At 70.0% G+C, this 19459-nt stretch carries 12 protein-coding genes; 5 read left to right on the top strand and 7 right to left on the bottom strand.

The features are described 5' to 3' along the window. Positions 1 to 50: 50 nt before the first annotated feature. Positions 51 to 2069, bottom strand: a complete 2019-nt coding sequence (locus tag BKH32_RS01160; protein ID WP_081376645.1) for a leucyl aminopeptidase — start codon at positions 2067 to 2069, stop codon at positions 51 to 53. A gap of 21 nt (positions 2070 to 2090) precedes the next feature. On the opposite strand from BKH32_RS01160, the gene BKH32_RS01155 reads away from it, so the two are divergent. Beyond that, a complete protein-coding gene (locus tag BKH32_RS01155; RefSeq protein ID WP_075248242.1) occupies positions 2091 to 2645 on the top strand; it encodes a hypothetical protein in 555 nt (184 codons plus the stop codon). A gap of 58 nt (positions 2646 to 2703) precedes the next feature. Here the strand turns inward: BKH32_RS01155 and BKH32_RS01150 are convergent, their stop codons facing one another. Next, the gene (locus BKH32_RS01150) at positions 2704 to 4653 is read right to left on the bottom strand and encodes a chloride channel protein (RefSeq protein WP_075248241.1); all 1950 of its coding nucleotides are present in this window, start codon (positions 4651 to 4653) and stop codon (positions 2704 to 2706) included. Further along, positions 4653 to 6680, bottom strand: a complete 2028-nt coding sequence (locus tag BKH32_RS01145; RefSeq protein ID WP_075248240.1) for an alpha/beta hydrolase family protein — start codon at positions 6678 to 6680, stop codon at positions 4653 to 4655. The genes BKH32_RS01150 and BKH32_RS01145 overlap by 1 nt, the downstream gene beginning before the upstream one ends. A 351-nt stretch (positions 6681 to 7031) precedes the next feature. Here BKH32_RS01145 and dxs point away from each other — a divergent pair, with 351 nt between their 5' ends. The 4 genes from dxs (at position 7032) to pflA (ending at position 12801) form a co-directional block, all read left to right on the top strand. Continuing rightward, positions 7032 to 9092: a 1-deoxy-D-xylulose-5-phosphate synthase gene (dxs, locus tag BKH32_RS01140; RefSeq protein ID WP_075248239.1), complete on the top strand. Its 2061-nt coding sequence runs from the start codon at positions 7032 to 7034 to the stop codon at positions 9090 to 9092. Positions 9093 to 9466: 374 nt separating this feature from the next. Next, positions 9467 to 11581, top strand: coding sequence for a formate C-acetyltransferase (pflB, locus tag BKH32_RS01135; protein WP_075248238.1), 2115 nt, complete (start codon positions 9467 to 9469; stop codon positions 11579 to 11581). 75 nt (positions 11582 to 11656) lie between these two features. Next, positions 11657 to 11902 carry an autonomous glycyl radical cofactor GrcA2 gene (gene grcA2 / locus BKH32_RS01130; RefSeq protein WP_003785767.1) on the top strand — a complete coding sequence of 82 codons (246 nt, stop codon included), beginning with the start codon at positions 11657 to 11659 and terminating at the stop codon, positions 11900 to 11902. A gap of 23 nt (positions 11903 to 11925) precedes the next feature. Further along, complete coding sequence (gene pflA / locus BKH32_RS01125; protein ID WP_075248237.1) at positions 11926 to 12801, top strand: pyruvate formate-lyase-activating protein; 876 nt, start codon at positions 11926 to 11928, stop codon at positions 12799 to 12801. 108 nt (positions 12802 to 12909) lie between these two features. On the opposite strand, the gene BKH32_RS01120 is transcribed toward pflA, so the two are convergent. The 4 genes from BKH32_RS01120 to treY all read right to left on the bottom strand — a co-directional run bounded on the left by BKH32_RS01120 (position 12910) and on the right by treY (position 19412). Beyond that, on the bottom strand, positions 12910 to 14184 hold the full coding sequence (locus tag BKH32_RS01120) for an HRDC domain-containing protein (protein WP_178384523.1): 1275 nt from the start codon (positions 14182 to 14184) through the stop codon (positions 12910 to 12912). A gap of 44 nt (positions 14185 to 14228) precedes the next feature. Then, complete coding sequence (locus BKH32_RS01115; RefSeq protein ID WP_430383778.1) at positions 14229 to 14834, bottom strand: DUF3000 domain-containing protein; 606 nt, start codon at positions 14832 to 14834, stop codon at positions 14229 to 14231. A 151-nt stretch (positions 14835 to 14985) separates the two neighbouring features. Further along, positions 14986 to 16788 carry a malto-oligosyltrehalose trehalohydrolase gene (gene treZ, locus BKH32_RS01110; RefSeq protein ID WP_075248236.1) on the bottom strand — a complete coding sequence of 601 codons (1803 nt, stop codon included), beginning with the start codon at positions 16786 to 16788 and terminating at the stop codon, positions 14986 to 14988. Then, positions 16785 to 19412, bottom strand: a complete 2628-nt coding sequence (gene treY, locus BKH32_RS01105) for a malto-oligosyltrehalose synthase (RefSeq protein WP_075248235.1) — start codon at positions 19410 to 19412, stop codon at positions 16785 to 16787. The genes treZ and treY overlap by 4 nt, the downstream gene beginning before the upstream one ends. Positions 19413 to 19459: the final 47 nt, after the last annotated feature.

Raw genomic sequence — 19459 nt, 5'->3', positions numbered from 1 at the left:
ACGCGAGGCCCCGGCACGGGTGTGTCCGCTCGTTTCCGACGGGTGAAGGCTCAGGAAAGGATGCTGACCTCGGCGGACAGCGAACGGAGCAGCTCCACCAGGGTGGAGACCCCCATGCCCGTCCCGCCGGTCGGGGTCAGTCCCCAGGGCGAGGAGTCGTTGTAGGCGGGGCCTGCGATGTCGAGGTGCGCCCACGGCCGGCGCCCGACGAACTCGCGCAGGAACAGCCCGGCCGAGAGCATCCCGCCGGCGCGCGATCCGACCTTGGTGTTGCGCAGGTCGGCGAAGGGCGAGTCCAGGGTGGCGCGCAGGTGTGCGGGCAGCGGCATCGGCCAGAAGGACTCTCCGGCCCGCTGCGCCGCGGCGACGACCTCCTCGCGAAGGTCCGGTGTCCCCATGACTGCGGCCACGTGGTCGCCCAGGGCCACGATCTGCGCCCCGGTGAGGGTGGCCACGTCCAGGACGGCATCGGGCTCCTCCGTGACGGCCCGAGCCAGGGCGTCGGCCATGACCAGGCGCCCCTCGGCGTCGGTGTTGGTCACCTCCACAGTGGTGCCGTCGAACATCGTGATGACGTCGCTGGGGCGCTGGGCGTCGGCGCCGGGCATGTTCTCAGCCAGCGCCAGCCACGCGGTGACGCGGATCGGCAGCGCCAGGCGCGCGGCCGTGACGATGGCGCCCAGGACGGTGGCGGCCCCTGCCATGTCGGACTTCATCTCCGGCATGGAGGAGGCCGGCTTGAGGGACAGGCCGCCGGAGTCGAAGGTGATGCCCTTGCCGATGAGAGCGACGTGCTTGGGGTGGCCGGCTGCGCCGTCGCCCTCGGCCTGTGAGCCCGCCGGCCCGCCGGCGGCCTCGGCGGCGCGCTCCGGCGACCACTCCAGACGGACCAGGCGCGCTGGGTGCACCGAGCCCTGGGCCACGCCGAGGATCCCTCCGAAGCCCTGCTCGACCAGTGCCGGGGCGTCCCAGATCTCAGCGCGGATACCGGCCTCCTGCCCGGCTGCGCGGGCCCTCTCGGCGAAGACCTCCGGAGTCAGTCGGTTCGGCGGCTCGTTGACCAGATCCCGGGTCAGGGCCGTGGCCTGGGCCAGCGCCAGGGCTCCCGTCAGCGCCTCCTGCCCCTCGGGGGTGTCGGCCAGGGGGGAGACGATGGAGATGCTCTTGAGCGGGGAGGTCGTCTTCGAGGCCGTCTCCTGTCCGGGGCGGTCCTCGTTCTTCGTCGCGCTCCAGCAGTAGGCGCCCAGGGCGGCTCCGTGCGCGACGGCGGCGACCTGCTCCTCACAGAGCGTGGGCAGCGCCAGGACGGCGGAGTCGGTCCCGGCCAGAGCCCGGGTGGCACGTCCGGCGGCCCGACGCAGGAGGCCGGTCTGGTCGTAGCCCAGCGCGGCCTCGTCGTCGGTGGTGACGGCGAGCGGGTCGGTGTCGGCCCAGCCTGTGCCGACACCGACCACAAGAATCGTCGCCGGCCCCCGGTAGCCCTGGGCGGTCACCGAGGAGGAGGGCAGGCGCACCACCGAGTCCTGGGCGCCAGAGAAGCCCAGAGTCGGCAGCAGGGTCGCAAGGGCATCGATGTCCAGGCCCTCCAGGGTGGTGCTCGAGGGCGGCTCGAGGCCCTCCAGGAGGATCTCGGGCGCCTCCTTCCCGTCCCGGCCCGGCGCTGCGGCCAGGACGAGCACATCGGCCCCGGCCTCGGCGCCGGAGGCAGCATCAGGCTCGACGTCGGACGCCTCATCGGCTCCACTGTCCGTGCCGGTGGCACCGTCGGTATCATCCTCCTGGGACTGGGAGGTCTCCTCGTCGCTGTCGGAGTCCTGCTTCAGGTCCTGCTCAGTGGCATCGGTGCCCGTCGAGCCGGCCTCGTCCTCGGCTACGGGAGCCTCGGCGCTCTCGGCGTCCTCAACCGTGTCGACCTCGGCCTGACTGCTGAGGTCGGTATCCTTGCGGTCATCCTCCGCCGAGGCGCGTGCGTTCAGGGATCTGGTCAACTTAATGGTGCTCACGCTGTGAATAGTAACGTTCTGGCGTTGGTTGGAGGTTGAACCGGTGCCGCGCGTGCCGAAGGTCATCACATGGAAAGGTCGTTCCTCATGGACGAGCGCTCATTGGTACGTCCGGTTCAGGACACCCGCCGTCCCGCATACGGGTGGGGGCGGATCCTGGTCGGCGTCTTCGCCGTCTTCGGGGCGATCGTTCTCGTCCCCTCCTTGACGACGCTGCTGAGAAGCCCTGATGAGGAGCCCGCGGTCTGGTCCCTCAACCTGCTGGGGGGCGGCCTGTACATCCTGCTGGCCGTCTGCGTGGCCCACAACGGGCGCCGGATGCGCAACATCGGCTGGATGTGCCTGGGGGCACTGGCCACCATGGCGGTGCTCATCGGCATCCTCACCCTGCCCACACCCTCGCCCGCCGAGCTCAGCGACTCGGTGTGGGCCCACTGGGGCCGGTCCCGGTGGTACCTGCCCACGGTCCTCCCGGTGGTTGCCGCCGCCTGGATGTGGATGTCAGACCCTCGGCGCATCGTGGCCAACGCCGAGCGCATCACCGAGCTGTCGGACACCCTCACCGAGAGCATCACCGAGAAGGCGCGAGCGGTCCAGGAGGGCCGGACCCACAAGACGCCCCGCAGCGGTCGGGGCCGGTGAGGGGCTCTGCGCCGTGCACTGAACGGCTTCTTGGTGCGTCGAGTCTCCCGGAGGACTCTCAACGACGCCGGGAACGGCGCGAGCTGCGCGAGCTGACTCGACTGATGCGGCTGATCCTTCTGATCCTGCGTGGGGGAACGGGGCGGGAGTGCCACTTGTCTTGCAGGCGCGAGCCCCAGGAGGTGTAGGTGGCGGCTGCCGCGCGGGCCCGCGCCTGGACCTCGTAGAGCCGTTCGACGACGACCCGCTGGGACACCCAGCCCACCAGCTCCTCCGCACCGGAGCCAGAGGGCCGGGCGACCACCGGAAGCCCCTCCAGGCGGGTAGCGGTCAGGGCCTGGAGCACATCGGTCGCCTCGTCCTCGCAGTCCAGACGGTCGCTGACCAGCGACAGATCCGCCACCGTCGCCGGCCGGGCGGAGGCGGTGGCGGACTCATCGCTCAGGAGCGCCCCGGCGAGCTGCGCGGCCGTCACGCAGCCGAGCAGCTCCCCGGTGCCGTCCTGTGCGCTTGCGACCACGGGCAGAACTGAGACACCACGCCGGCTCATCAGGGAGGCGGCCTCGCTGAGCGGCGCCGAGGCCTCGACCACTGCGGGCGGGTCCGCCATGAGCCGGGAGGCGCGGGTACGTCCCAGGAGCGTGGTGGACATCGGGTCCTCGACCTCCTCTCCGCGACGACGCAGCTCCTCGGTGAACAACGTGCCGCGTGACAGGAACCGGCTGATGAAGGTGGCCAGTACCGTGGCCAGCATGAGGGGGAGCAGCAGCGCGTGCTGTCCGGTCATCTCGATGATGAGCAGGACCGCCGTCATCGGGGCGCGAGCGGCACCGGCGAAGACCGCTCCCATGCCGATCACCCCGAAGACCCCGGCGGCCGGCGCGTAGCTGGGGGCCACGAGGGTCCCGAAGGCCGCACCGAGCGTCCCACCGATGAACAGGGACGGGGCGAAGACCCCGCCGACGAAACCCATCCCCAGGGTCAAGGAGGTCGCCAGCATCTTGGCCACGCACAGCACCAGCAGCAGCGTCAGGGCGTAGCGTCCCGCCAGCGCCCGGTTGAGGGCGGCTGACGACTCGCCGTACATCTCGGGCAGAACCAGGACAGTGGCGCCGACCGCGAGCCCGCCAATGCCCGGACGCGCCCAGATCGGAACGCCCAGCCGCTGCCAGGCGCGGGTCAGGGCGTCGAGCACGACGAAGCGAAGACGCATGAAGCCGATACCGACGCCCCCGCCCACGACTCCCAGCAGCGCGACCCAGCCCAGCTGGGCGTCACCGGACAGGTCCAGGTAGGGAAGCGACAGCGACAGCGTCGTTCCCAGCAGGTGGTGCGACAGGACCGTCGAGGACACGCAGGCCAGGACGATAATGATGAAGGCGTCGGCGCTGAAGCCCATGAGGACGACCTCCAGGGCGAAGAAGGCCCCCGCCAGGGGCGCGTTGAAGGCGGCGGCGATGCCTGCGGCCGTCCCCGCGGCTGCCAGGTGGCGGATCGAGAGCCTGGGCAGCCGCAGCCCCCGTCCGATGATGCTCGCCGTCGACGCGCCCAGCTCAGCGATCGGCCCCTCCGGACCGACCGAGCCCCCGCCGCCGATCGTCAGCGCGGCCGACGTCGTCGTGGCCAGAGCCGGCAGGGGCGCCATCGTTCCGTCGCCGTGGCGAGTCGACCAGATGACGCCGGCCACCCCGTGGCCCGTGGGCGTACGGCCCAGCCGGGACATCAGCGGCCCCATGAGGAGACCGGAGAGCACCGGGGCGACCAGGACGAACCAGGCCCCCAAAGGCGCCAGGAGCCCGACCGAGGGCCCCATCGACACGGTGTAGTCGTCGGCTCCGCTCAGCAGCTGGGACCAGGCGTCGATCCCCAGCCGGAACAGCACCGCACCCAGGCCCGAGGCGACCCCTACCAGCACCGCCAGGATGTAGAGGCCGAAGCGATGATGGCGGAAGAGGCTGCCTGCGCGCCGCGACAGGGGCTGAGACAGCCTCTTCCAGACGCGATCCATCAGTGCAGGTTCTCCACCTTGACCGTGAAGGTCTCCTCCTCGCCCGGAGCCTCGGCCTGGGAGGAGGCCGCGCCGATCCTCCACACCTGCCGGTAGAAGCTCAGCTCGGCCTCGTAACGCCGCCGGATGTTCGCCGCCAGACGGAAGCCGTGGCCCTCGCCCTGGAAGACCTCCAGGGCCACCGGTGCGCCGGCCTCCTTGAGGGCCTCATACATGGCGGTGGCCTGCTCGGCCGGGACGATCGGATCCTCCGAGCCCTGAATGAGCAGCAGCGGGACACTGATGTCCTCGATGTGGTTGATGGGGCTGCGCTCATCGAGAACCGGGTCGTCGATGTCCTGGGTGCCCATGAGCTGGCCGATGTAGTGCGACTCGAACTTGTGGGTGGTGCGCACCAGCCGCTTGAGATCGGTCACCCCGAAGCAGGAGCTGGCCGCCGTGAACACGGAGGAGCGGGTGATGGCCGACAGCACCGTGAAGCCCCCGGCCGAACCTCCACGGATCGCGATACGGCGTGGGTCCACGAGCCCGGCGTCGACCAGGTGCTGGGCCCCGTTGACACAGTCGTCGACGTCGTAGAGGCCCCACTTGCCCTCCAGGGCCTTGCGGTAGCCCGTCCCGTAGCCCATGGAGCCGCGGTAGTTGACGTCCAGGTAGCCGAAGCCCCGGCTGGTCCAGTACTGGATGCGCAGGTCGTAGCCGGGGACGGCCGTGGCCGTCGGGCCGCCGTGGACGTTGACGATCAGTGGCGCCAGCTCGCCGTCGGGGCCCGTGTGGGAGGCCGAGGTCGGCGGGTAGTAGAAGCCGTGGGCGGTGGCGCCGTCGCTGGTGGGCCAGGAGACCGGCTCGGGGAAGGACACTCCGGTGTCCTCGGGGACGAACTCACCCGAGCCGCGCAGCACCTGCACAGCGCCGTTCTTGACCTCCACGATGCTGGGCATCGACATCTCGTTGGAGGCCAGCATGACGACGCGACCCGCGTTGGAGGCGACGTTGCCGATCGGCTGCCACCCCACGTTCCACTCCTCGAGCTCCCCGTTGGCGAGCTTGATGGTCCCCAGGTGTGAGACCGCGTCACGGGCCCAGGAGGTGATGATGTGCTCGGAGTCGAGCACGTCGAAGGAGTGCGGCCCCAGCTGCCAGGCCGGGTTGGTGAAGGTGGCCTCGGCCGGGTGCAGCGGTCGGGTGCGCAGCTTCTCGGACCAGCCGGTGCGGTTGGTACCGCGCACCGGGAAGCCCTCGGTGCGGTAGAGGTTCCAGAAGCCCGAGGCGTTGGAGCCGTGCACCAGCTCGCACTCCTCGGTCCATCGGGGCTCGGAGACCGAGTGCCCGTTGCCGCCGTCCACCAGCGTCTGCTCGCCGATCGTTCCGTCCGGGCCGAGGTCCCCCACGTGCAGGCTGGCGTTGTCCCACGGCATCCCCGGGTGGTCCCAGGTGATCCAGGCCAGGTGCTCGCCGTCGGGGGACAGTGTCGGGGCGACCACGAAGTCGGTGCCCGACACCAGCGTGCGCACGCGGGAGTCATCGCGGGCGGCCGAGCCGTCCAGGGGAATCGCGACCAGGGTGTTCACGGCCTCGCCGCCGCCTCGGTGGTCCTCACGGACGGCGTAGACCAGCCCCCGGCCCGTGTCGATCTCCAGGTCGCCGTGACGCACGTCCCCGTAGATCGTGAGCGGGACCAGGCCGCGCATGCGGTGCGCCACGTCGTACCGGTAGAGGCGCCCGTCCCCGGCGTGCGAGACCACGATGATCCCGCTGTCGACGGCGTAGGCCCGCCCCCCGTACTCGTGCACCCGGGTGCGCACATCGACCAGCTCGTCGGCGGGTGTCAGCGGAAGCACCTCACCGATCTGGCCGTCGCCGTCGCGGCGAAGCAGCACGTTGCGGCCCGCCTGTGAGGCGCGCTGCTCCACCCAGTAGGTGTCTGCGCCATCCACACGGACCTGGGAGAGCAGGACCGTCCGGGTCGTGATGGTGCCTGGGGTGATGGGCGAGGGCCAGGTACCGAAAGGGGCTGTGGTGCTCATGGTTCCTCCTGGGGGCAGTCCTGAGGGGCGGTCGGGCGATCAGGAACGACGCCGTGGACCGGTGGGCGCGGACGGTTCGACGCCCAAGGCATACAGTACGTGCTCAGCCGTGACCCGTGTGACACGCGGCCGCACAGCGGTCGGGGCGGCTCTATGCTGAGCACCCTTGGACCGCTCAGGAGCGTCGGTCCGGGCAGCCATGCGGTCACCGTGCCCGGAGGCGGGGCATCCTCAGGAGACTCCTCCTCCGTGTCAACGGCTACCCTGTCCCGAGTGCCGCTTCGGCGACCCGCCGGCTCACTCATGAGCGACACGAACGACTCGTCACCACCTTCGACAAGGAGGCGCACCGTGCCAGCAGCTGCTGAGCGCCCTGGAGGGCCCACCGGACGGACCGGCAAGGCGCTTCTGCCCCGTGTGCGCAAGCCCGCCGACCTCGATCGGCTCACCAGCGAGCAGCTGGTGGCGCTCGCCTCCGAGATCCGCCAGCATCTCGTCGCCTCAGTGGCGCGCACCGGTGGACACCTCGGCCCCAACCTCGGTGTCGTCGAGCTGACGATCGCGCTGCACCGGACCTTCCGCTCACCGCGGGACACCATCGTGTTCGACACCGGCCACCAGGCCTACGTCCACAAGCTGCTCACCGGCCGTCAGGACTTCACCCATCTGCGGGAGCGGGGCGGCCTGTCCGGCTACCCCTCGCGGGCCGAGTCCGTCCACGACGTCGTGGAGAATTCCCACGCCTCCACCTCCCTGTCCTGGGCCGACGGCATCGCCCGGGCCAACCACCTGCAGGGCCACGACGAGCGCCATGTCGTCGCCGTCATCGGGGACGGGGCCATGACCGGGGGGATGGCCTGGGAGGCCCTGGACAACATCGCCGACTCCTCGGATCGCCACCTGGTCATCGTCGTCAACGACAACGGCCGCTCCTACGCCCCCACCATCGGGGGGCTGGCCCACCACCTCGACGCACTGCGCACCAATCCCGGCTACGAGCGCGTCCTGTCCGGGGTCAAGCGGACGCTCCTGTCGCAGGGCGCCCCCGGCCGAGCCGCCTTCGACGCCCTCCACGGCCTCAAACGAGGGCTCAAGGACGTCCTCGTCCCCTCGGCCTTCTTCGAGGACCTGGGGATCAAGTACACCGGACCGGTCGATGGCCACGACATCACGGCCGTCGAGTTCGCCCTCACCCGCGCCCGCGAGTACGCCGAACCGGTCATCGTCCACGTCATCACCGAGAAGGGACGGGGCTACACCCCGGCCGAGGAGCACGTCCCCGACCGCTTCCACGCCGTGGGGCGGATTCATCCCGAGACCGGGCTGCCGGTGGTGGCCGAGCGTTTCGGCTGGACCTCCGTCTTCGCCGAGGAGATCGTCTCCCTGGCGAGCGGAGATGACCGGATCGTCGGGGTCACCGCCGCCATGCAGGCCCCGGTGGGTCTCCAGCCCATGGCCGATGCGATGCCTACGCGGGTCATCGACGTCGGGATCGCCGAGCAGCACGCACTGACCTTCTCCGCCGGGCTCGCCTTCGCCGGCATGCACCCGGTGGTGGCCCTCTACGCGACCTTCCTCAACCGCGCCTTCGACCAGGTGCTCATGGACGTCGCCCTGCACCGGGCGGGAGTGACGATCGTCCTGGACCGGGCCGGAATCACGGGAACCGACGGGGCCAGCCACAACGGCATGTGGGACATGGCGCTGCTGGCGCACGTTCCGGGCCTGCGCCTGGCAGCCCCCCGCGATGAGGCGACGCTGCGCGAGAGCCTGCGCAGGGCCGTGAGCACTGACGATGCGCCCACCGTCGTGCGCTACCCCAAGGGCGCGCTGCCTGCGCCGCTCACGGTGGTGCGCCGCCTCGACTCGGAACGGGATGAGCCGGGACGCGGCCAGGAGCCTGCGCAGAAGGACATGTCGCCGTCCGCGAGCGCCTTCGACGTCGTCGATGTTCTTCTCGAGAGTCAGCAACCGGCCGGCGCCGCGCGGATCCTGCTGGTGGGGGTGGGCGCCATGGCCGCCGAGGCCTATGAGGCGGGCCGGATCCTTGAGCAGGAGGGCCGTGCCGTCACTGTGGTGCATCCGCACTGGGTCATCCCGACCCCGGCGCCTCTCGTGGCGGCCGCTGCCAACGCCGAGGTCGTCGTCGTGGTCGAGGACGGGCTGATCGACGGCGGTATCGGTTCCCAGCTGCGTGACGCGCTCGAGGAGCACCAGGCCGCCCACGGCGGTACAGGAGGCTCGCCGGTCTTCCGTCGCATCGGCATTCCCCGCCAGTTCGTCGACACGGCCACCCGTGCTCAGCTGATGGAGGACTTCGGCATGCGCGCGGTCGATATCGTCCAGGCGGCCCGGAGGGCGGCCGACGGCGTCGCAGGCGCCCGCACCGACCAGGACCTTGGGGCCGAGTAGGGCAGCGGAGGCGGCGTCTCGGCCCCGGTTCCCGGTCGGTGGGCCAGGTGCCGCTGGGACACCTGTCCTAATCGTCCCGGTCGGACGACGTGCGCAGAACGTGGCTCCAATCGTCTCCGTTGCCGAAGGCCGGACGGGGTTGTCGGCTGGGGATGCCCTTCCTTCCAGGGGGTCGATATGAGGACTTATGTCCTGGATTGCGATGGTGTTGATCGGCCTGTGAGTCATCTAACCGACTCTTCTTGGGACCAGTGGCCCACAAGGCAACCTATGAGTCCTAGTCTGAGACCGACGGCGCGCCGATGTGCCGCCTCGCCTCACAAGGGCGATCACAACCGGGTGGCTCTCCGGTCACCCACATGAGGAGGGCACGGATGACCACTGAGGTCACAACATCTGCCACCACGGCGAGCGGCAATGACGCCTGGGAGGGCTTCGTCACCGGACCGTGGACCGAGGACATTGACGTCCGCGACTTCATCCAGCGCAACTACACCCCCTACGACGGTGACGCCTCGTTCCTCGCCGGTGCCACCGACAAGACCCTGCGCCTGTGGGACACCCTGGAGAAGAACTACCTCTCCGAGGAGCGCAAGGTCCGCATCCTCGACGTCGATACCCACACCCCCGCCGACATCGACGCGTTCCCTGCTGGTTACATCAGCGAGGACGACGACGTCGTCGTTGGTCTGCAGACGGACTCCCCGCTGCGCCGCGCCATGATGCCCAACGGTGGCTGGCGCATGGTGGAGACCGCCATCAAGGAGGCGGGCAAGGAGGTCGACCCCGAGGTCAAGAAGATCTTCACCCGCTACCGGAAGACCCACAACGACGCGGTCTTCGACATCTACACCCCGCGCATCCGCGCGGCGCGCTCGAGCCACATCATCACCGGCCTGCCCGACGCCTACGGCCGTGGCCGCATCATCGGTGACTACCGCCGTGTGGCGCTCTACGGCGTCGACTTCCTCATCGAGGAGAAGCAGAAGGCCAAGGACGCCGTGGCCGACGAGCCCTTCTCCGAGCACTGGGCCCGCTACCGCGAGGAGCACTCCGAGCAGATCAAGGCGCTCAAGAAGCTCAAGGTCATGGCCGCCTCCTACGGCTACGACATCTCCGGCCCGGCCAAGAACGCCCACGAGGCGGTCCAGTGGACCTACTTCGCCTACCTGGCCTCCGTGAAGTCCCAGGACGGCGCCGCCATGAGCATCGGCCGCCTCTCCGGCTTCCTGGACATCTACTTCGAGCGCGACCTGCGCAACGGGGTCATCGACGAGACCCGCGCCCAGGAGCTCATCGACAACATCGTCATGAAGCTGCGCATCACCCGTTTCCTGCGCACCATCGACTACGACCAGATCTTCTCCGGCGACCCCTACTGGGCCACCTGGTCGGACGCCGGCTTCGGCGAGGACGGTCGTGCCCTGGTCACCAAGACCTCCTTCCGTCTGCTGCAGACCCTGCGCAACCTCGGTCCGGCCCCGGAGCCGAACATCACGATCTTCTGGGACGAGAACCTGCCGCAGGGCTACAAGGACTTCTGCGCCCTCATCTCGATCACGACCTCCTCCATCCAGTACGAGGCCGACGAGCAGATCCGTGAGCACTGGGGCGACGACGCCGCGATCGCCTGCTGCGTGTCCCCGATGCGCGTGGGCAAGCAGATGCAGTTCTTCGGCGCCCGCGTCAACTCCGCCAAGGCCCTGCTCTACGCCATCAACGGCGGCCGCGACGAGATGACCGGTAAGCAGGTCGTCACCGGTCTGCCCGGCATCGAGGGCGACGGCCCCCTCGACTTCGACGAGGTCTGGGACAAGTACGAGAAGATGCTCGACTGGGTGGTGGCCACCTACGTCGAGGCCCTCAACATCATCCACTACTGCCACGACCGCTATGCCTACGAGTCCATCGAGATGGCGCTGCACGACTCCGAGATCGTGCGCACCATGGGCTGCGGCATCGCCGGTCTGTCGATCGTGGCCGACTCCCTGAGCGCCATCAAGTACGCCAAGGTCACCCCGGTTCGCGACGAGACCGGCCTGGTGATCGACTACGTCACCGAGGGCGACTTCCCGATCTACGGCAACGACGACGACCGCGCTGACGACATCGCGGCCACGGTGGTCCACACGATCATGTCGAAGATCAAGGCCCAGCCCTTCTACCGGGACGCCATCCCGACGCAGTCGGTGCTGACGATCACCTCCAACGTGGTCTACGGCAAGGCGACCGGCTCCTTCCCCTCGGGGCACCGGAAGGGCACCCCCTTCTCGCCCGGAGCCAACCCGGAGAACGGGATGGACACCCACGGCATGGTCGCCTCGATGCTCAGCGTCGGCAAGCTCGACTACAACGACGCCCTCGACGGCATCTCGCTGACCAACACGATCACCCCGCAGGGACTGGGCCGCACTCTCGACGAGCGCGTCGCCAACCTCGTGGGCATTCTCGACGCCGGCTTCGTCCCCGACGACTGCGCCGAGATCTGATCGAGTCGCTCACCGGCCGATCGCACCGCAGCAATTTCTCACACATCGGTAACATCACCTCAGAAAGGGGCCACCATGGCCACGTACGAAGAGCGCCTCGCCTCCATGAAGGCGCAGCGTCAGGACAACGGCGGCGTCAAGGGCCTGTACCACGCCAACATCAACGTCCTGGACCGCAACACCCTCGAGGACGCGATGGAGCACCCGGAGAACTACCCGAACCTCACTGTTCGTGTCTCCGGCTACGCCGTCAACTTCGTCAAGCTGACTCGCGAGCAGCAGCTTGACGTTCTCCACCGCACCTTCCACGCCCAGGCCTGAGCCCTGGAGCACGGCGAGCGGTCATGACGCAGACCACGACGACCGTGCGCGACGGCGGTCGGGACCAGGACTTCCTGGCCCCGGCCGCCCGCTTGCGCGGGGCGGGTATCGGCGGGCTCGAGGAGCTGACGGACCTTCAGCGCTCGGAGCGCCTGGCCCGGATGCGCGATGGTGAGCTGGGCTCGATCCACTCCTGGGAGCTCGTGACCGCGGTGGACGGTCCCGGTACCCGGATGACGGTCTTCCTCAACGGATGTCCCCTGCGGTGCCAGTACTGCCACAATCCCGACACCTTCCTCATGAAGGACGGGGAGCCGGTGGAGGCATCGGAGCTTCTCCGCCGCATGCGCCGCTACCGGGGGGTGTTCCGCGCGTCCAAGGGCGGGATCACGCTGTCGGGCGGTGAGGTCCTCATGCAGCCGGCCTTCGCGGGCAAGCTCCTGGCCGGCGCCAAGAAGATGGGTATCCACACCTGCATCGACACCTCAGGGTTCCTGGGGGCCAATGCCAGCGATGAGATGCTCGATGACATCGACCTGGTCCTGCTCGACGTCAAGAGCGGCGACGAGGAGACCTACAAGAAGGTGACGGGGCGGTCCCTGGCCCCGACCATTACCTTCGGTGACCGTCTGGCGGCCAAGGGGATCGAGATCTGGGCCCGGTTCGTGCTGGTTCCAGACCTGACGGACGACCCTGAGAACGTCCACAATGTCGCCCGGATAATCGAGCGCTGGGGCTCGGTCAGCCGTGTCGAGGTGCTGCCCTTCCACCAGATGGGCGCCGACAAGTGGGACGCTCTGGGACTGACGTACCAGCTGCGCGACACCAGGCCTCCTGAGCCGGAGCTGGTGGAGTCCACTCGCGCGATCTTCCGCTCCTACGGCTTCGAGGTTCACTGAGGCCCGCGGAGGCCACTGCTCTGTCGAGCCGAGCTCGTGGCGAGACTCCCGTCGTGCGCCGTCCACCTCACGGTGGGCGGCGCACTGCCGTATGCGCTTCGTGGTCGTTCAGCTCAGGGCTGTGGCAAGGGCGGGGGCGGCCTGCTCGATCTGCCAGGGCCTGGCCCCCATGGCGGCCAGGCGCTCACCGATCTCCTGAGCAGTGATCCTGCTGGTCCGTCCGGCCTCGATCTCCTCGCCGAGGTCCCAGGCCAGATGACGTTGGCACTCGGGGCTCAGAAGGAGCTCCTGGGGCACGCGGATCTCCTCGGCGTGCTGCCTGACGGCCCCGCGTACGTTGGTGAGCATCTCGGCGGCCGCGGCGTGGTGGCGCTGCCACGTGCGCGGGTGGGGGAGCTCGCCGGGCGCCAGTGGCGCCCGGGTGGGGGGAAGCTCGTCGTCGGGCAGCTCCAGGGCGTGTTCGATGGCTCTCCACCAGCGTTCCTGGTTCTGGCGGGCCTGGCGGGAGGAGAACTCCTTGAGGGCGCTCATCTTGCGTCGTGAGCGGGGCCGGGCGACGGCGGCGGCGACGAGTGCCTGGTGGGACAGGACCTTGGAGGGGGTACGGTCGAGCTCCGCGGCCAGCTGCTCGCGCGAGTTCCACAGCTCGCGCAGGATGGCCAGTGAGCGGGGGGAGCGCACGGCGCTTCCTGCTCGTGGGGTCTTGCGCCACGGGTCGACCTTGGCCGGTCTGGCCGGTTTGGTGCGCACGTGCTCGAACTCCTGGGCGGCCCACTGGTCCTTGCCGGCTGCCTCGAGCTCGGTGGCCAGGGCGCCGCGCAGGTCGATGAGCAGCTCGACGTCGAGGGCGGCGTATATGAGCCAGGAGGTGGGCAGGGGCCTGGTGGACCAGTCCGCTGCCGCGTGGTCCTTGGCCAGGCGCAGTCCCAGGGTCTCCGCGATGACGGCGCCCAGCCCGACGTGCTGGCGGCCCAGGAGGCGGGCTGCCAGCACGGTGTCGAACAGGGAGGCGGCTCTCAGGCCGAGCTCGGTCAGGCAGGGGATGTCCTGGTCGGCGGCGTGGAGGATCCACTCGGGTCCGTCGAGGGCTGTGGCCAGCTCGGTCAGGGGGCCGGTGGTGACCGGGTCGATGAGCAGGGTGCCGGCGCCGTCTCGGCGCAGCTGGATGAGGTAGGCGTCCTGCCCGTAGCGGAAGCCGGAGGCTCGTTCGGCGTCAACGGCGACGGGGCCCTGGCCGCCCGCGAGGAGCTGAGCGGCTCGGCTCAGCTGGGTGGGGGTCGCGGTGATCTCGGGGAGACCGTCCTTTGGGTGGGGGTAGTCGACGATGTCGTGCGGGTTGATGGGATGGTCCGTCGTCCCGGGGAGGGCGGCTGGGCGGGGCACGGCTGAGGAAGCGGTTGGGCGGGGCACGCCGGTGCGACGGGGCGTCACCTTCCGGCTCCGGCGAGGGTGAGGGGGTGGACTGCGGCTGGTTCATGGCCGGAGGCGACCAGCAGCAGCTCGTGCCAGGCGGTGAGGTGGGGGCCGAGCTGAGGGGTCGTGGGGGACCAGGACGCCCGGATTTCGGCGTGTGCGCAGGAGTCGGTGAGGGTGAGTCCGCCGAAGGTCTCGGACAGGACCCTGGTGACGGTTCCGACCAGCGCGTGGTACCCGGCGCGGGAGTCCTCCAGGCCGTCGGTGAGCCAGCTCCAGGCCGCGGACTCGAAGACGGGGTCCATGCCGATCTCGTCGTCGATGCGGGCGCGCACCTGGACCACGATGCGGAAGTCTCCGTTCCAGGCCTCCTGGCCGTCGGGGGCGTGGAGGACGACGAAGCGTCCGGTGGCCACGGGGGTGGTGCCGACTGTCTCAATGGTCTCGGCGCTCAGGGCGGCGGAGTAGGGGGCCAGCTTCTTGGGGGCGGGCACCTCCTCCATGAGGAGCCCTCGGGGGCGGGGCGCGTCACGAAGGGACAGGAGCGCTTCCTCGAATCGTTCGGGGATGCCACCTGCCTCGTTCTGACGCGGCCTACCGTTGACAGTCACGGATGCCACGCTAGTGCGCCACCGCAGCGGGCCCATGAAGCCACGCCGCACAGAGGGGTGCATTGTGTCAACAAGGTGCCTGCCTTTCTGAGCGGATGTGCAATGGTCGCCTCCGGTGCGGTGACATCCGGTCGGCCGGGATACCACCTGGTGGGGCCCGTCAGCGTCGGGCGACGAGCGTCTGCCCAGCAGACAGACAGGACGGGTCGGAGCCGACCGGGTCCCAGGACAGGATCACCTCGCTCAGTTCGGGAGTGGGCCTTTGCCGGCCCGAGACGTTGGTGACGACGACGATGTCCTCGTAGGTCACGGTGACGACGTCGTCGATCTCATCGACCTGCGGCCACGCGGTGCGCTGGGACCATCCCAGCTCGCGACGCAGGGCGGTCAGTGACCGGTACCAGGACAGCATGCGGGCGTGCTCGGTCTCCTCCAGCTCCGACCAGTCCAGGCGCGAGGCCTCGATAGTTCCGGAGTCCTGGGGGTCGGGGATCTCGTCGGCGTCCCAGCCGAAGCCGGCGAACTCCCGTATGCGCCCCTCGCTGACGCTGCGGGCCAGGTCCTCTTCCTCGTGGTCGGTGAAGAACTGGAAGGGAGTGCGGGTTCCCCACTCCTCGCCCATGAAGAGCATGGGCGTGTAGGGGGACAGGAGCACCAGGGCTGCAGTGGCGGCCAGGGCGGCATCATCGAGGCCGGCCGAGGGCCGGTCCCCGACGGCCCGGTTGCCGACCTGGTCGTGGTCGGAGCCGAAGACGACGAAGCGTCTGGGGTCGGTGTCCTCGGGCACGGGGGCGCCCCAGACCCGGTCCCGGAAGGTGGACCAGGTGCCGTTGTGAAGGAAGGCGCCGCCGTAGGCCTTGGTCCACGCACCGGGCTCGGCGAAGTCTCCGTAGTAGCCCTGATCCTCCCCGGTGAGCCGTGCGTGCAGGGCGTGGTGGACGTCGTCGGCCCATTGGGCGGTCATACCCAGGCTGGGTGCCGTGGCGGGGGGCTCCTGGTCGGTGGGGGTGATGACCCCGACGTCGTTGAGGTCGGCCTCGGCCACGAGGCTCAGGGGGCGGTCCAGCTCGGCGGACAGGGAGGCCACGGCGTCGGAGAGCTCGGCCAGGACGTGCGCCTGCGGCGGGTCGGCGGCCTCGGCGTCGTCCTTGATCTCGTGGATGGCGTCCAGGCGCAGGGCATCGATGTGGAAGTCGCGCAGCCAGCGCAGGGCCGAGTCGATGACGAAGGCGCGTACCTGATGGCTGCCGTCGTGGTCGTAGTTGACTGCCTCGCCCCAGGGCGTGTGATGGGCGGGGGTGAAGTAGGGCCCGAAGACGCTGAGGTAGTTGCCCGATGGGCCCAGGTGGTTGTAGACGACGTCGAGGCACACGCCGATGCCTGCGCGGTGGGCGGCGTCGACGAAGCGCATGAGGGCCTCGGGGCCCCCGTAGGCCTCGTGGACGGCCCACAGGCCCACTCCGTCGTAGCCCCAGCCGGCTCTGCCGGGGAAGGCGGCCAGCGGCATGAGCTCAACGATGTCGACGCCCAGCTCAGCGAGGTGGCTCAGCCGGGAGATGGCGCCGTCCAGGGTGCCCTCGGGGGTGAAGGTGCCCACGTGAAGCTCGTAGATGACCGAGCCGAGCAGGTCCTTACCCGTCCAGTCCTGGTCGGTCCAGCGCCAGGCGGTCGGGTCCACGGTTCGTGAGGGGCCGTGGACGCCGTGGGGCTGGAGGGCGCTGCGGGGGTCTGGGCGGTCGGGGGAGCCGTCGACGCGGAAGGCGTAGTCGGTGCCCGGCTCCAGGTCGAAGGGAGCGGTCCACCAGCCGTCCGGGGCCGGGACCATGTCGACCAGCCGGTCATCCAGCCTCTCATCGCCGGGCAGGTGCAGCTCGACCCTTTTCGCCGCGGGGGCCCACACGGGCACGCGGGGGCCCACGGGCAGGGCCGGGGAGCTCCAGGTCCGGGGGGCCGCCGGGCTCATCGGGCGGTCCCCTCGGTGCTGTGGGCGGAGTCGGTCTCGGAGTCGGGGGAGACGACCCTGGCCAGGACGACGACGGGATCGTCCCCGACCACCTCGGCCAGAGGCCGGCTGCCTCCCTCCACGCTGCCGCTGCGCAGGACGTGCTCCCAGGTCCCCTCCGGCAGCACGATGCTCTCCTCGCGCCATCCGCCCAGCTGCTCGAGCCGCCGGGACAGGCGCCTGGCGATGACGACGACGTCGGGGACCTCGTCGAGCAGACGGGTGTAGGCGAAGGCGAAGGAGGTGGTCACCGGTATCGTGCGGTAGCCCGAGCGGGGACCGACGAAGGTGTGGGGGCGGCAGGCGCGCAGGCGCGCCAGGCGCGAGGTGAGGAAGAGCTTGTCCTCATCGAGGCTGCGCGGTGCGGCTCCGGAGTCGAGGCGCTCCAGAGCGCTGATGAGGCCCGAGGGCCCGGTGTAGTCGACCGTGCGGCGGTTGTCGGGGTCCACCAGTGAGGTGCGGGTGGTCTCGCTGCCCTGATAGATGTCGCTCACGCCCATCCAGGTCAGGGCCAGAGCCTTGCCGGCGAGGATCGCGGTGCGCACGGACCTGGCCGTCAGGGTCGCGAAGGCCTCGAGCTCGTCGCAGACCTCCTCGCTGGTGAGCAGATGGGTGGCGTAGTCGGTCAGGGCCTGCTCCCGAGCCAGGTCCGGGGCGGTCCAGGTGGTCCAGATCTTCTGCTCCCGGGAGGCCTTGATGAGGTAGGCGCTCAGCCGCTCGGGGGTCATGGGGTCGTCGCTGTCGGGCGCCCAGGTTCCCCACAGGGTCTGCCACAGCAGGTTCTCGCTGCGTCCGTCGAGGTCCAGGGGGCGGGCCTGCGCGGTCATGGCGCGCAGCCGGTGGATGAGGTCGCTCCACTCCTCGGCGTAGGAGGCCAGCACGTCCAGGCGGGCGCGCACGTCCTCACCGCGCTTGGTGTCGTGGGTGGTGGAGGTGACCATCGTGTCGGGCCAGGTGTTCTGGACCCGGTCGGCCCAGGCGTGGGCCTCGTCGGCACTCAGCGCGAAGCCGGCCGGGTTGCCGCCGACCTCGGTGAGACTGGTCAGGTGGGTCCAACGGTAGAAGGCCGTGTCCTCCACGCCCTTGGCGGTGACGGCCCCGCACACCTGCTGGAAGCGGATGACGGCCTCGGCACGCTCGGGGGACTCCGACAGGCCCTCGGAGCCGACGGGCTCACCCAGGAGGATGGCGACCACGAGGTCGAGGGTCTCTCCCTGGTCCGGTTCGAGGCGCTGGCGGGCCCGTTCGGCGTCGGCCTGGAGGACGGCGGCCGTCTCCGGGCCGGGGGGCGTGCCGGGAACGACATAGACCCGGTACTGGTCAGCGGCCACGAGCAGCTCGACGACGCAGGCCCGCAGGTCACGCAGGGTGTGGTCGCGCAGTCGCACGTCCTGTGAGGTCAGGGAGTCCAGGATACGGGCCAGACGGTCGACCTCCGAGGCCAGTGAGCCGGCGATGACCTCGCGCTTGGCCTCCTCGACGATGCGGTGGTAGTCCACCGGCGCGTCCCCGGTGAGCTCCTGCATGAGGGCGCCCAGGCGGGCCGCGCCGGCAGGGTCCACCTGGAGCTGGTCGATCCGCCAGGCGGCGTCGTAGCCGGTAGTCCCGGCCACCGGCCAGGAGGTGGGCAGGGACTCGCCGGGCGCCAGGATCTTCTCCGCGGCGATCCACGCCCCGCCAGTGGCCTCGGCCAGCTGGGTGAGGTAGCCACCGGGGTTGGCCAGGCCGTCGGGATGGTCGACTCGTAGGGCGCTGATGACCCCGTCTCTCATGAGCTTGAGGATGAGGCCGTGGCTTCCGGCGAAGACGTCGGGCTCCTCGACCCGGATCGCGGCCAGGGTGCCGACGTCGAAGAATCGCCGATAGTTGATCTCCTCGTCGCCGACCTTCCAGTAGGCCAGGCGGTAGTGCTGGCGCTCGACGAGGACGTGCATCGGCAGCGACTCGGTGCCCTGGGCGACGGGGAAGGCGTGGTCGTAGTAGCGCAGGACCCACTGCTCGCCCAGGTCCTCCTGACCCGGAACCACCATCTGCTCCAGGGTGAGCTCATCGTCGGCCAGGACGGCGCCGATGCGCTTGCCCAGGACCGGCATGAGGATGGGCTCGTCCAGGGAGAGGTCGAACCAGTCGGCGTAGGGGGAGTCCGGCCCCTCGCGCAGCACCGACCACAGGGGCAGGTTGTGCCAGCCGGGGGTGGGCACGGCCATGTGGTTGGGAACGATGTCCACCACGACGCCCATCCCGTGGGCGTCGGCCTCGGCGGCCAGGGCCTCGAGCTGCTCCCTTCCGCCCATGACGGCCGAGACCCTGCGGTGATCGACGACGTCATAGCCGTGGGTGGAGCCCGGCGCGGCGGTGAGGATCGGGGAGAGGTAGAGGTCGGTGACTCCCAGGTCGGCCAGGTAGGGGACCAGGGCCTTGGCGTCGGCGAAGGTGAGGTCCTCACCGAGCTGGAGGCGGTAGGTGGTCACCGGCGTGCGGTGCTCCGGAGCCGGCACGTGCCCCGACCAGGGCGCGTAGGCGGGTGTCTCCGCAGAATCCGCTGAACCGGCCCTCTCCACTGCTGCGTCCACTGCGTCGGTCATGTCACTTCCTGAAGCTCGTCTGGTCTGCGTCGGGTGGTGCTGCTGAT

The sequence above is a fragment of the Actinomyces oris genome, from assembly GCF_001929375.1.
GTDB classification, from domain to species: domain Bacteria; phylum Actinomycetota; class Actinomycetes; order Actinomycetales; family Actinomycetaceae; genus Actinomyces; species Actinomyces oris_B.
This window is presented reverse-complemented; position numbering and strand designations above follow the sequence as displayed.

Coding starts and splice junctions, on each gene's coding strand:
- BKH32_RS01155 (WP_075248242.1), top strand. CDS start 2,091: ATGGACGAGCGCTCATTGGTACGTCCGGTTCAGGACACCCGCCGTCCC.
- grcA2 (WP_003785767.1), top strand. CDS start 11,657: ATGGCCACGTACGAAGAGCGCCTCGCCTCCATGAAGGCGCAGCGTCAG.
- BKH32_RS01145 (WP_075248240.1), bottom strand. CDS start 6,680: ATGAGCACCACAGCCCCTTTCGGTACCTGGCCCTCGCCCATCACCCCA.
- pflA (WP_075248237.1), top strand. CDS start 11,926: ATGACGCAGACCACGACGACCGTGCGCGACGGCGGTCGGGACCAGGAC.
- BKH32_RS01150 (WP_075248241.1), bottom strand. CDS start 4,653: ATGGATCGCGTCTGGAAGAGGCTGTCTCAGCCCCTGTCGCGGCGCGCA.
- treZ (WP_075248236.1), bottom strand. CDS start 16,788: ATGAGCCCGGCGGCCCCCCGGACCTGGAGCTCCCCGGCCCTGCCCGTG.
- treY (WP_075248235.1), bottom strand. CDS start 19,412: ATGACCGACGCAGTGGACGCAGCAGTGGAGAGGGCCGGTTCAGCGGAT.
- pflB (WP_075248238.1), top strand. CDS start 9,467: ATGACCACTGAGGTCACAACATCTGCCACCACGGCGAGCGGCAATGAC.
- BKH32_RS01160 (WP_081376645.1), bottom strand. CDS start 2,069: ATGACCTTCGGCACGCGCGGCACCGGTTCAACCTCCAACCAACGCCAG.